This window comes from Curtobacterium sp. PhB172, assembly GCF_003752545.1.
Classification (GTDB): domain Bacteria; phylum Actinomycetota; class Actinomycetes; order Actinomycetales; family Microbacteriaceae; genus Curtobacterium.
The window spans coordinates 91319-104585 of the sequence record NZ_RKIF01000006.1 but is presented as its reverse complement, the minus strand read 5'-3'; the positions used below and the strand labels follow the sequence as shown (position 1 = coordinate 104585).

The 13267-nt window shown below is 70.2% G+C and carries 9 protein-coding genes and 1 other RNA gene; 3 read left to right on the top strand and 7 right to left on the bottom strand.

The genetic code is table 11. The annotated features are described in order from the left end of the window. Window positions 1-29: 29 nt before the first annotated feature. The 7 genes from EDF42_RS04895 to EDF42_RS04865 form a co-directional block, all read right to left on the bottom strand. Entirely contained in the window at window positions 30-839 is an 810-nt protein-coding gene (locus EDF42_RS04895) for a hypothetical protein (RefSeq protein WP_123671635.1), read from the bottom strand. A 156-nt stretch (window positions 840-995) separates the two neighbouring features. Next, window positions 996-1372, bottom strand: a transfer-messenger RNA (tmRNA) gene (gene ssrA / locus EDF42_RS04890). A 101-nt stretch (window positions 1373-1473) separates the two neighbouring features. After that, complete coding sequence (gene smpB, locus EDF42_RS04885; protein ID WP_123294782.1) at window positions 1474-1950, bottom strand: SsrA-binding protein SmpB; 477 nt, start codon at window positions 1948-1950, stop codon at window positions 1474-1476. Between the two features lie 89 nt (window positions 1951-2039). Then, window positions 2040-2954 (bottom strand): permease-like cell division protein FtsX, encoded by a 915-nt coding sequence (gene ftsX, locus EDF42_RS04880; RefSeq protein ID WP_111086440.1) that lies wholly within the window; start codon window positions 2952-2954, stop codon window positions 2040-2042. Then, on the bottom strand, window positions 2951-3706 hold the full coding sequence (ftsE, locus tag EDF42_RS04875) for a cell division ATP-binding protein FtsE (protein ID WP_111086441.1): 756 nt from the start codon (window positions 3704-3706) through the stop codon (window positions 2951-2953). The genes ftsX and ftsE overlap by 4 nt, the downstream gene beginning before the upstream one ends. Window positions 3707-3767: 61 nt before the next feature. Then, window positions 3768-4877 carry a peptide chain release factor 2 gene (prfB, locus tag EDF42_RS04870; protein ID WP_111086442.1) on the bottom strand — a complete coding sequence of 370 codons (1110 nt, stop codon included), beginning with the start codon at window positions 4875-4877 and terminating at the stop codon, window positions 3768-3770. A gap of 60 nt (window positions 4878-4937) precedes the next feature. Beyond that, window positions 4938-6119: a cysteine desulfurase family protein gene (locus EDF42_RS04865; protein ID WP_123671857.1), complete on the bottom strand. Its 1182-nt coding sequence runs from the start codon at window positions 6117-6119 to the stop codon at window positions 4938-4940. Window positions 6120-6178: 59 nt separating this feature from the next. On the opposite strand from EDF42_RS04865, the gene EDF42_RS04860 reads away from it, so the two are divergent. The 3 genes from EDF42_RS04860 to glgB all read left to right on the top strand — a co-directional run bounded on the left by EDF42_RS04860 (window position 6179) and on the right by glgB (window position 13126). Further along, on the top strand, window positions 6179-8323 hold the full coding sequence (locus EDF42_RS04860) for a glycogen-debranching protein (protein ID WP_123671634.1): 2145 nt from the start codon (window positions 6179-6181) through the stop codon (window positions 8321-8323). Window positions 8324-8573: 250 nt separating this feature from the next. Next, window positions 8574-10574, top strand: coding sequence for an alpha-1,4-glucan--maltose-1-phosphate maltosyltransferase (locus EDF42_RS04855; protein WP_185040781.1), 2001 nt, complete (start codon window positions 8574-8576; stop codon window positions 10572-10574). Beyond that, entirely contained in the window at window positions 10571-13126 is a 2556-nt protein-coding gene (glgB, locus tag EDF42_RS04850; RefSeq protein ID WP_221181002.1) for a 1,4-alpha-glucan branching protein GlgB, read from the top strand. Before EDF42_RS04855 ends, glgB begins: the two co-directional genes overlap by 4 nt. The last annotated feature ends 141 nt before the right edge of the window (window positions 13127-13267 follow it).

Sequence of the window (13267 nt, the reverse complement as noted above, 5' to 3'; positions counted from 1 at the left end):
ACAATTGTGCTGTATAAGCACTCAGGCTGCTACTTCTTGGACTTCTTCTTCTTGCCGTCGTCCTTCTTGCCGTCGTCCTTCTTGTCGGACTTCTTCTTGTCGGATTTCTTCTTGTCGGACTTCTTCTCGTCCGACTTCTTCTTGCCGTCGTCCTGCTTCTTGGACGGCTTCTTCTCCGACTTCTCCTGCTTCGCTTGCGCCGAGGGCAAGGGCAGGACCGTCGCCTGCTCCGGCGACTCGACCCCGTCGATCGGCTCGACGACCACGGCGGAACCCGTGTCCAGCGCGACATCGACCGCGCGCTCCTCGAGTACGGGCGCGAGCGCGTCGGTGACCCGCTCGACGGTGAGCACCGCGTCGTCTTCGGCGAGACGCAACAGCGCCTGCGCGGTCCGCACACGGGTCGTGGTCCTGCGTGCCAGGACGTCGGCCCGCGCACCCTCGAGGAACGTGCGGAGCGTCCGCTCGACGACCGACCGCCCACGCGGCGCAGCGCGGTCCAGGCGGTCCAGCTCACCGGCGACCCCGGCCACGTCGTCGGCGACGTGCTCGTGCCGCACCGACTCGATCAGTGCCGCGATCGCTGCAGCACCCCGCTCAACGGCAGCCGAGCGCTGGTCGAGCACGACGAGCATCTCGACGACCGAACCGTAGGTGACGGTCTCGAGGCGCACGGGCTCGGCACCCCGGCCGCGGACGACCAGGCGAGCGTCTGGCGTGGGCAGCCAGGCAGCGAGGGCTGCGACCGTCGCGACGGACCCGACGATCCGCTCGTAGTCGGCGAGCACCACTCGCTCCTGCTCGCGCAGACGGACTCGGATCGCGATCTCCTGCACCACGTGGGGGCCTTCCGTTCGGGGTCGGCACGGGCGTGTCCCGGCGCCTGCAACGGATCGTAGTCCTGCGAAGTGGCCGAACAGCGAACGCCCCGGCATCGTCCAGGGACGGTGACGGGGCGTTCGGTCAACGGTGACAGCGGCTCGACGACCGGCGAATGGTGGAGATGGGGGGAATCGAACCCCCGTCCATCGCTGCAATTCGACGTCTTCTACGGGCGTATCCGGATAGTTCGTTCTGCTCGGCCCCGTCCTTTGCTACCGGCTTCTAGGACGACGGGCCCAGTCTCAGTGCAAGTCCCGCACGGCCCTGAGGCGCAACCGTGCAGCAAGTCCTCTGGATGACGCCGGGATCAGGTTAGGGGACGGTCACCTGGCCGACGGACTTCATGTGCTGGGCTGCTTACGCAGCGAGAGCGAAGTCAGTGCGCTTGGAATTGGCACTTGTTGTTTTCCACGGATCGTTCACGAGATAACCGTGGGTCCTCGGCCCGCTTCCCGTCGGCACACAGGCAATGTCGAAACCGATCATCCCCATGCGGGCCGGACGTGCGAGCCGCTGTCACGCTGTTGAGTTGTGTTGCGACTGCTCCGATCGGAGCAGTCCCTCAGTCTAGCCGACCGAGGTGCGAGGCCGCTACTCGCCGACGCGGTTCTTCGTGCGCATGGCCCGCTCGGCCTCACGCTTGTCGGTCTTCTCCCGCATGGCCTGACGCTTGTCGAACTCGCGCTTGCCCTTCGCGACGGCGATCTCGATCTTCGCTCGGCCGTCGTGGAAGTAGATCTGCAACGGCACCAGCGTGTAGCCGCCCTGAGCCGTCTTGTGCGAGATCTTCACGATCTGCTGCTTGTGGAGGAGCAGCTTGCGCTTGCGCCGAGGTGCGTGGTTGTTCCACGTGCCCTCGGTGTACTCGGGGATGTGCACCGCATCGATCCAGGCTTCGCCCCGGTCGATGTAGGCGTACCCGTCGACCAGCGAGGCACGACCCATGCGCAGGGACTTCACCTCGGTGCCGGACAGGACCATGCCGGCCTCGTAGGTGTCCTCGATGAGGTAGTCGTGTCGGGCGCGACGGTTCGTCGCGACGATCTTCTCACCGCGTTCCTTCGCCATGACGACTCCTCTCGTTCCGGGCACTGCGCTGCGCAGCCCTACAGACTACCCAACAGCGGGCGCCCCACGCACCTTCCCGGCGCGGCGGATCAGACCTTGAGGTAGCGGCGGATGGCGATCGACGCCGACACCGCGGCGAGCAACACCCCGATGACGATCACCGACGGCACCACGATGGCCGCATCCCCCATGCCGATGAACGCCGTGCCGGTGAAGCGCTCGGCCAGGAAGTTCCGGACGAAGAACCACACCACCGCGGTGATGGCACCACCCGCCAGGACGGCTCCGATGGCGGCGGCGATCACCCCCTCGAGCACGAACGGCGTCTGGATGAACCGGTTCGACGCACCGACCAGCCGCATGATGCCGAGCTCTCGCCGGCGACTGAAGGCGGACAACCGGATCGTGGTCGCGATGAGGAGCACGGCGGCGACGAGCATGAGCGCCGCGATGCCGATCGCCGTGTACGACGACGCGTTGAGCAGGTTGAAGATCGGTTGCAGGTAGCCGCGTTGGTCGACGACGCTCTGCACACCGGCGACCTTCGACAGGCTCTCGACGAGGACGTCGGCCTGCGACGGGTTCTTCAGGTTCACCCAGAAGGTCTCGTTGAGGTACTCGGGCTTGACGAACTCGGTCGCCGCGGAGTCCTTGAACTGCTCCTTGAAGCGGGTGAACGCCTGGTCCTGGTCCTCGTAGTACGTCTTCTCGATGTACGGCTTGAGGGTGGACGACTCGAGCTGGGCCTGGACCTGCTTCCGCTGGTCCTCGGTGGCCTTGGCACCCGTGCAGTTGCCGGTGGTGTCGGTGTCGGTGCACAGGTAGACGGCGACCTGCGCCCGGTCGTACCAGTACCCCTTCATCTGGTTGATCTGCATCTGGAGCAGGATCGCGGTCCCGACGAAGGTGAGCGAGATGAAGGTCACGAGGACGACGGAGACGACCATCGACGCGTTGCGCCGCAGGCCCGAGCCGACCTCGGACATGACGAGCCCGAGCCTCATCGGATGAGCCCCGGGATGGTCTGGATGCCGGTCGTGTTCGACACGGTGCCGCGCTGGATCGGGACCGCCTGGGTCTGGTAGCCGCCGGACTGCTCGTCACGGAGGACCGTGCCGTTCGACAGCTCGATGACCCGACGCTGCATCTGGTTCACGATGCTCGCGTCGTGGGTCGCCATGAGCACGGTGGTGCCTCCTTGGTTGATGCGTTCGAGGAGCGCCATGATGCCGGCGGACGTGGTGGGGTCCAGGTTGCCGGTGGGCTCGTCGGCCAGCAGGATCGCCGGCTTGTTGACGACGGCGCGGGCGATCGCCACGCGCTGCTGCTCACCACCGGAGAGCTCGTGCGGCATGCGGGTCGCCTTGCCCGCGAGCCCGACGAGCTTCAGCACGTCGGTGACGGCCTCGCTGATGAAGCCCTTGCTCTTGCCGATCACCTGCAGCGAGAACGCGACGTTGTCGAAGACGTTCTTGTTGGGCAGGAGTCGGAAGTCCTGGAAGACGACGCCGAGGTTGCGCCGGAAGTACGGGACCTTCCGCGACGCCAGGGACCCGAGGCGCTGCCCGAGCACGTGGATCTGGCCACGGGAGGGCTTCTCCTCCTTGAGCACGAGGCGCAGGAAGCTGGACTTGCCGGAACCCGAGGCGCCCACGAGGAACACGAACTCGCCCTTGAGGATCTCGAGGGTGAGGTTGTCGAGCGCCGGACTCGGGTTGCCCGAGTAGACCTTGGTGACCTGGTCGAATTTGATCATGACCGGATCAGGGTAGGTCGCCCCGCTTGGAAAGCAAGCGAGGCGCGCGGCTCACGAACCCCTACGCGTCGACGGATTGCTTGCGCCAGCGGATGCCGGCGTTGATGAAGCCGTCCAGGTCGCCGTCGAACACGGCTGAGGGGTTGTTCACCTCGTGCTCGCTCCGCAGGTCCTTGACCATCTGGTACGGCGCCAGCACGTAGGACCGGATCTGGTCGCCCCAGCTCGCCGTGATGTTGCCGGCGAGCTCCTTCTTCTTCGCGTTCTCCTCTTCCTTCTTCAGGAGGAGCAGGCGCGACTGCAGCACGCGCATGGCGGCCGCACGGTTCTGGATCTGCGACTTCTCGTTCTGCATCGAGACGACGGTGCCCGTCGGGATGTGCGTCAGGCGCACCGCGGAGTCGGTCGTGTTGACGGACTGCCCGCCGGGGCCCGACGAGCGGAAGACGTCGACGCGGATGTCGTTCTCGGGGATGTCGATGACCATCGTCTCCGGCATCAGCGGGATGACCTCGACCGCGGCGAACGAGGTCTGCCGCTTGCCCGCTGCACCGAACGGCGACATGCGGACGAGGCGGTGGGTGCCGGCCTCGATCGACAGGGTGCCGAAGGCGTGGGGGGCGTCGACCTCGAACGTGGCGGACTTGATGCCCGCTTCTTCGGCGTAGGACGTCTCCATCACGGTGGTCTTGAAGCCGTGCTGCTCGGCGTACCGCAGGTACATGCGCATGAGCATCTCGGCGAAGTCCGCGGCGTCGACGCCACCGGCCCCGGCACGGATGGTGATCACGGCGGGGCGGTCGTCGTACTCGCCGTCGAGGAGCGTCTGCACCTCGAGGTCGCCCATGGTCTTCTGGATCGCCTTGAGCTCGGCGACGGCTTCGTCGGCCGAGTCCTGGTCGTCGCCCTCGTTCGCCATCTCGACGAGCACCTCGAGGTCGTCGATGCGACGCTCGGTGTCGGTGATCTTCTTGAGCTCCGACTGCCGGTGCGAGAGCGCGCTCGTCACCTGCTGCGCGTGCTCGACGTCGTCCCAGAGGTCCTGGGCGCCCGCCTGCTCGCTGAGGTCGGCGATCTCACGCTGCAGGCGGTCGACGTCGACCACCGAGCGGATGTTGCCGAAGGTCTCTCGGAGGGCGGAGAGCTGCTCGGTGAAGTCCAGTTCGACCATGGTCACCGATCCTACCGGCGCGGCAGGCCGGTCGGCGTCGCACCCCCGCCGGAGGGCGCTCTAGCGCCCGAGCAGCGGCTCCCGCGACGCCATGCCGGCAGCCCCGGCCCGCGCGACCGCGTCCGGCAGCGCGGCCAGGAAGGCGTCGACGTCCGCATCGGTCGAGGTGTGCCCGAGCGTGATCCGGAGCGCGCCGCGGGCGTCCTGCTCCGACAGGCCCATCGCGAGCAGCACGTGCGACGCCTCGGGTACGCCGGCCTGGCACGCCGACCCGGTCGACACGGCGACCCCGGCCGCGTCGAGCAGGAACAGCAGCGAGTCGCCCTCGCAGCCCGGGAACGTGAAGTGCGCGTTGCCGGGCAGCCGGTCGTCGGGGTCGCCCATCAGCACGGCGGACGGCACAGCGGCACGGACACCGGCGACGAGCCGGTCACGCAGGGCGACGAGCGACGGGTGCGGCATCGGCTCGGCGGCGACCATCGTGGCCGCGACGCCGAACGAGGCCGCAGCGGGGGCGTCCTGCGTGCCGCTCCGCACCTGGCGCTGCTGCCCGCCGCCGTGGATGAGGGGCTCGACGGTGGCCTTCCGCCCGAGCACCAGCGCACCGATGCCTACCGGTCCGCCGACCTTGTGGGCGGAGACGCTCAGGGCGTCGAGGCCGGACGCGGCGAACGACACCGGCACCTGGCCGTAGGCGGCGACGGCGTCGCTGTGCACGGGCACGCCGGCGGCGTGCGCGAGCTCCACGATCCGTGACACGGGCTGGATGGTGCCCACCTCGTTGTTCGCCCACAGGAACGTGACCAGGGCGACGTCGTCGGCGGAGGTGAGTCGTGCCTCCAGTCCGACGAGGTCGACGCGACCCTGCGCGTCCAACGGGACCACGTCGATGACGGCCCCCTCGTGCGTCTCCAACCAGGTCAGGGTGTCGACGGTGGCGTGGTGCTCGCCGCCGGGGACGACGATGCGGGGGCGGGCACGGTCGCGTTGACGAGCCCAGAACAGGCCCTTCACGGCGAGGTTGATGCTCTCGGTGCCGCCGGAGGTGAACACGACCTCGACCGTGTCGGCGTCGAGCGACCGGGCGACCGCGGCGCGGCCGTCCTCGAGCAGCATCTTGGCGCGCTGCCCGGCGCTGTGGATCGAGGACGGGTTGCCGACGGTTCCGAGCGCGTCGGTGAACGCGGCGAGCGCCTCCGGCAGGATCGGCGTCGTCGCGGCGTGGTCGAGGTAGACCGGCATCTGCACCCCCTGGAACGAGCGGTGTCCAGGATACGCGCCGGTCCTCGTACCCTTGTCGGGTGCACGAGACAGCGATCGACCACACCCCGGGGTTCGACCTCGGGGCCGACGTCCCGCGGTTCTCCCTGCGGTCCGCCACCGCCACGGCCGTCGTCGTGGTCGTCGAGCGAGCGGGCGGGCAGCCGGTCCGGTACCCGCTCGAGCGGCTGCCGGCGACCGACCTGTGGACGGCCGAGACCCCAGGCGTCGCCCCGGGCGACCGGTACCACCTGCTCGTCGACGGGCCCGTCGGACCGCGGAACGAGTTCGACCCGACCCGGCCCCTGCTCGACCCCTACTCCCGAGGCATCGCCCCGACCGGCGTGCCCGAGAGCGCACCCGACACCGGGGCCGGAACCGACACCGGGGCCGGACCCGACACCGGGGCCGGACCCGACACCGGGGCCGGCGCGCCCCGCTGGACGAGCGTCGTCGTGGACGACGCCTTCGACTGGGGCGGCGTCGTCAAGCCCACGGTCCCGCTCGACCGCGCCGTGGTCTACGAGGCGAACGTCCGCACCCTGACCGCCGCCAACCCGCACCTGCCGGAGCACCTGCGCGGCACGTACGCCGGAGTGGCGCACGAGAGCACCATCGCCCACCTGCACCGGATCGGTGTCACGACGCTCGAGCTCCTGCCGGTGCACGCGTTCGACACCGAGAACTGGTTGCGGGACGCCGGGTGCGAGAACGCCTGGGGCTACAACACGCTCGGGTTCTTCGCGCCGCACGCCGCGCACGCCTCGGCTCCCGCACGGTCGGAGGGCGCGTCCGCGGTCCTGCGCGAGTTCAAGGGCATGGTCCGGCTGCTGCACGAAGCGGGCATCCAGGTGGTGCTCGACGTCGTCTACAACCACACGGCGGAAGAGGGCCTCGGCGGACCCACCACGAGCCTGCGCGGCATCGACGGCGCGGAGCGGTACCGGTGGACCGAGGCCGCGCCGCCGTTCCGGGACACCTACTACGACACCACCGGCTGCGGGAACACCCTGGACACCTCGGTGGAGTCCACGGCGGACCTGATCGTCGACAGCCTGGTCTACTGGGCCCGCGAGGTGCAGGTCGACGGCTTCCGCTTCGACCTGATGGCCGCGCTCGCCCGCAACGCCCACCACGTCTTCGATCCGCAGCACCCGCTGCTCGAGCGGATCCGGAACCACCCCGACCTGCAGGACACCCTGGTCATCGCCGAGCCGTGGGACGTCGGACCCGACGGTTGGAAGACCGGTTCGTTCGGCGCGGCCGGCGACCGGACCAGTGAGTGGAACGACGGCTTCCGCAACACGGTCCGCCAGTTCTGGCTGACGGACATCGCCGAGGAACGCCGCAACGGCATGCCCCGCACCGGCATCGGCGCCCTCGCCGGAGCACTGACCGGCTCGCGCCACGTCTTCGGCGCCGACCGCGGTCCGCTCGCGAGCGTCAACTTCGTCACCGCCCACGACGGCTTCACGCTGCTCGACCTGGTGTCGTACGACGGCAAGCACAACGCGGCGAACGGCGAGGAGAACCGCGACGGTTCGAACGACAACCGCTCGTTCAACCACGGCATCGAGGGCGACACCGCCGACCGCGGCGTCCGGGCAGCGCGCGGCCGGTCGATGCGGAACCTCGCGGCGACGCTGCTGCTCTCCGCCGGGGTGCCGATGCTCACCGCGGGCGACGAGCGGAGCCGCACGCAGCACGGCAACAACAACGCGTACGTCGTGTCCGACGACCTCACCCCGGTGGACTGGTCCGATGACGAGGACGCCGAGTCGATGACCGAGGCCGTCGCCGCACTCGCCCGGTTCCGGCAGGCGCACCCCGCACTCCGGCCGACGCGCTTCGGCGTCGAGGGGCAGGAGACCCCGGGTGCCTCGCGGATGTCCTGGTACGGGCCGGACGGGCACCCGATGACCATCGAGGGCTGGGACCAGCCGGTGCACCGCGTCCTGCAGTACTTCGCCGAGTCGACGCCCGAGCACGAGCCGTACGACCGCGTGCTGGTCGTGGTGCACGGCAGCGGGCGCACACGTGACCTGACGCTGCCGGTGCGCGAGGACGTGCTCGGCTACCGCCTCGCGTGGTCGAGCGAGAAGCACCGTGACCACGAGCGGCTCCGCCCCGCCGGTCAGGTGTTCACCGCCTACGGCCCCGGCATCCACCTGTTCGAGCCGGCGTAGCGCCGGGCGTTCGGGCGCTCGCGCGCTGCGCCCGCTGCGCCCCGTCAACGTCATCGCGCCCCGGAGAGTCGGGGCGCGATGACCACGGCGGGGCGCAACGTGGTCCCAATCGGCGGTCGGACGGGAGGCCCGTGGCGGCCCCGTCCCGCGCCTCCCGTCCGTCCCTCCACCGGCACGAGCGACCGACGAGCTGTCCACACGACACGCGTTCCGGGGAACGTCCGGGCGGCTTCCGGGTAGCGTCGGCTCCGTGGCCACCGCAGACCGACCCCGCCGACCGAAGATCGGGCGCATCCCGATCACCGAGCTCGCCCCGAGGACGCCGAACGGGTTCCCCGGCAAGGCGTTCGACGGCGAGGTGATCACGTTCGGTGCGACCGTCTTCCGAGAAGGACACGGCATCATCGGCGCCGACCTCGTCCTCGAACGCCCGGACGGGGGCACCAGGACCGTCCCCCTGGCCCTCGGCGCGCCCGGGACCGACCGGTACGAGGCGACCGTCCAGGTCGACCACGTCGGCGTCTGGACCTGGCACGTCGAGTCCTACTCCGACGACTGGGCAACGTGGCTGCACGCCGCACGGCTGAAGATCTCGGCCGGGGTGGACACCGAGGCGACGCTCCTCGACGGCGCCCTGCTGCTCGACCGGCTCGCCGACGAGACCGACTCCCCCGCCGCCACCCGCGCCGCAGCGAAGGTGCGCGACACCGACCTCGACCCGGCCGAGCGCCTGGCCGCCGTCGACGACCCGCGCATCGTGGCCGAGGTCGAGGAAGCCCCGCTCACCTCGCTCCGGACGCACTCCCCGACGCAGCTGCTCGACGTCGAGCGCACCCGCGCCGGCGTCGGCGCCTGGTACGAGTTCTTCCCCCGCAGCGAAGGCGCGAAGAAGAACCCGGACGGCTCGTGGAAGAGCGGCGACTTCCGCACCTCGGCCCGCCGTCTGCCCGCCGTCGCCCGGATGGGCTTCGACGTCGTCTACCTGCCGCCGATCCACCCGATCGGCACGACCGCGCGCAAGGGCCCGAACAACACGCTCACCCCGGGGCCGCACGACCCCGGCAGCCCCTGGGCGATCGGCTCCCCCGAGGGCGGGCACGACGCCATCCACCCCGACCTCGGGTCGGAAGACGACTTCCGCGACTTCGTCGAGACCGCGAAGAACACCGGCATGGAAGTGGCACTCGACTTCGCGCTCCAGTGCTCCCCCGACCACCCCTGGGTCACCGAGCACCCGAACTGGTTCACGCAGCGCGCCGACGGCTCGATCGCCACGGCCGAGAACCCGCCGAAGCGCTACCAGGACATCTACCCGATCCAGTTCGACTCCGACCCCGAGGGCCTGGTCGCCGAGGTCCTGCGCGTCCTGCGGCACTGGATCGACTTCGGCATCCGGATCTTCCGGGTCGACAACCCGCACACCAAGCCGCTCTGGTTCTGGGAGCGCGTCATCCGCGAAGTCCGCGACGAGCACCCGGACACCGTGTTCCTGGCCGAGGCGTTCACCCGTCCGGCGATGATGCGCGCACTGGCAGAGGTCGGGTTCCAGCAGTCGTACTCGTACTTCACGTGGCGGAACACGAAGGAAGAGATCGAGTCCTACTTCGAGGAGCTGTCGCACGAGACGAGCGACTACCTGCGCCCGAACCTGTTCGTGAACACGCCGGACATCCTCACGGAGTACCTGCAGTTCGGTGGTCGTGCCGGCTACAAGGTGCGTGCCGCGCTCGCTGCGACGGGCGCCCCGACGTGGGGCATGTACTCCGGGTACGAGCTGTTCGAGGACGTCGCCCGACCGGGCTCGGAAGAGAACATCGACAACGAGAAGTACGAGTACAAGCCGCGTGACTTCGCCCTGGCCGAGGCCGAGGGCGCGTCGCTCGCCCCGTACGTGACGATGCTCAACCGGCTCCGTGCCGCGCACCCCGCCCTCCGCCAGCTGCGGAACCTGCACGTGCACGCCGCCGACGACCCGGCGACCGTCGTGTACTCGAAGCACCTGTCCGGCGAGTTCATCCGCTCCGGGCACGCCGACACCGTGATCGTCGTCGCGAACGTCGACCCGCACTCGGCGCGTGAGACCACCGTGCACCTGGACCTCGCTGCGCTCGGCCTGCCGGCCGACAGCCGGTTCGACGTCCGTGACGTCGTGACCGGGCAGCGCTGGGTCTGGGGCGCGTCGAACTACGTCCGCCTGGACGCGTTCCAGGAACCCGTGCACCTGCTCGTCGTGGAAGGACTGCACCGATGACGAACGACCCGACCGCACCCCAGCCGACCCCGCCGTCGCGCCGCGGCCCCGCCGTGCCGCCGGTCCCGCCCCCGCCGCCGCCCGTGCCCGCGCGGACACCGTCCGACGCGAAGCCGGAGCCGCGCTACGAGCCGCGGGTCTCCGCCCCCGACGAGGACCTGCCAGGCGCTCCCGCTGCACCGCGCGAGGCGCCCGACCGCGGGGTCGCCGAGTCCGCCACGCTGGCGGGGCACCCCGCCGACGCGACGCACCCGCGCGTACCGTCCGTCGACGCCGTCGCGTCGTCGGGCGCTCCGACCGGAGGCCCGTCCACCGTTGCGCCGTCGACCGCCCTCCCGACGCCGCCGGCTCCCGAGCCCGCCACCGCCGACAGCACGGGCCCGCGCCCGGCTCCGGTCGAGCAGTGGCTGCGCCAACAGGTCGCCGAGGGCCGTTGGTCCCAGCCCCACGACGTCCTCGGCCCGCACGCCGTCGACGGTGGCACGAGCGTCCGCGTGGTGCGCCACCTGGCGCAGGCGGTCCGGCTCGTCCGGCTCGACGGCGACGACGTCGAGCTGACCCACGAGGGCGACGGTCTCTGGGCCGGCGCCACCGCCGAGGAGCTCGGGCGCTACCGGGTCGAGGCCGACTACGACTTCGACGAGTCCTCGGAAGAGGACGACGCCACCTGGACGACCGACGACGCGTACCGGTTCGCCCCGACGCTCGGCGAGCTCGACCTGCACCTGTTCGGTGAGGGCCGCGACGAGCAGCTCTGGCACCACCTCGGCGCGCACGTCCGCACGATCGACGGCGTCGACGGCGTCGCGTTCTCCGTGTGGGCACCCCGAGCCACCGCCGTGCGCGTGATCGGCGACTTCGAGGGCTGGGAAGGCCGCACGACCGCGATGCGCCGCCTGAGCGACCTCGGCGTCTGGGAGCTGTTCTGGCCCGGAGCCGTCGCCGGACAGCGGTACAAGTTCCAGATCCTCACCGACTCCGGCTGGGTCGAGCGCGCCGACCCGTTCGCCCGCGAGGCCGAGATCGCCCCGGCCACCGCCTCGGTCATCACCGAGTCGAGCTACACGTGGTCCGAGGGCGACCGCGCCTGGATGGAACGCCGCGCGGAGACGACCACGCACGATGCGCCGATGAGCGTCTACGAGGTCCACCTCGGCTCGTGGCGCCCCGGGCTGTCGTACCGCGAGGTCGCCGACCAGCTCATCGGGCACGTGCAGTACACGGGCTTCACGCACGTGGAGTTCCTGCCGCTCGCCGAGCACCCGTTCGGCGGTTCGTGGGGCTACCAGGTCACCGGGTACTACGCCCCGACCGCACGCTACGGCTCCCCCGACGACCTGCGGTACCTGATCGACCGCCTGCACTCCGCCGGCATCGGCGTGATCATGGACTGGGTCCCCGGACACTTCCCGAAGGACGAGTGGGCACTCGGACGCTTCGACGGCCACGCATTGTTCGAGCACCCGGACCCCCGCCGCGGCGAGCAGCTCGACTGGGGCACGTACGTGTTCGACTTCGGGCAGCCGCAGGTCCGGAACTTCCTGGTCGCCAACGCCCTGTACTGGCTCGAGGAGTTCCACATCGACGGCCTGCGCGTCGACGCCGTCGCCTCGATCCTGTACCTCGACTACTCCCGCACCGACTGGCTGCCGAACATCCACGGCGGCCGCGAGAACCTGGACGCCGTCGCGTTCCTGCAGGAGACGAACGCCACCGCGTACAAGCGCTACCCGGGCATCGTGATGATCGCCGAGGAGAGCACCTCGTGGCCCGGCGTGACCCAGCCGACGAGCGCCGGTGGGCTCGGGTTCGGCCAGAAGTGGAACATGGGCTGGATGCACGACTCGCTCGAGTACGTGCAGCGCGACCCCGCGTACCGCAGCTACCACCACGACGAGATCACGTTCTCGCTCGTCTACGCCTTCAGTGAGCAGTTCACCCTGCCGATCAGCCACGACGAGGTCGTGCACGGCAAGGGTTCCCTCTACGGCAAGATGCCCGGCGACGAGTGGCAGAAGCTCGCGAACGTCCGGGCCTACCTGGCGTTCATGTGGGCGCACCCCGGCAAGCAGCTGCTCTTCATGGGGCAGGAGTTCGCCCAGCCCGCAGAGTGGTCCGAGGCGAAGGGACTCGACTGGTGGCTCCTCGACCAGCCCGGGCACCGCGGTGTGCAGGACCTCGTCGCCGCCCTGAACCGGGTCTACAAGGACACGCCCGCGCTCTGGACGCACGACAGCACGGCCGACGGCTTCGAGTGGATCGAGGGCGGCGACGCCCCCCACTCGACGCTCGGGTTCCTGCGCAAGGACGGCGACGACCGGCTGGCGGTGTTCGTGAACTTCTCGGGCGTGCCCGTGGAGCGCCGGTTCGGCCTGCCGAGCGCCGGCGAGTGGCACGAGGTGCTCAACACCGACGCCGCGGAGTACGGCGGCTCCGGTGTCGGCAACCTCGGCGTCGTCACCGCCGAGGACACCCCGTGGGCCGGCCGCCCCGCGTCGGCGCACCTCGTGGTGCCGCCGCTCGGCGCCGTCTGGCTCAAGCTCGCGCGCTAGCGTCATCCGCGTCCTGGACGCGACCGACATCCGGACGGGAGGCCCGGTGCCAGCTGGCACCGGGCCTCCCGTCCGTCGGGCGACGTGTCTGGAACCCGCGAGACGCCGTCGTGTCGCCGCGACGCCCCGGACGCAGCGAGA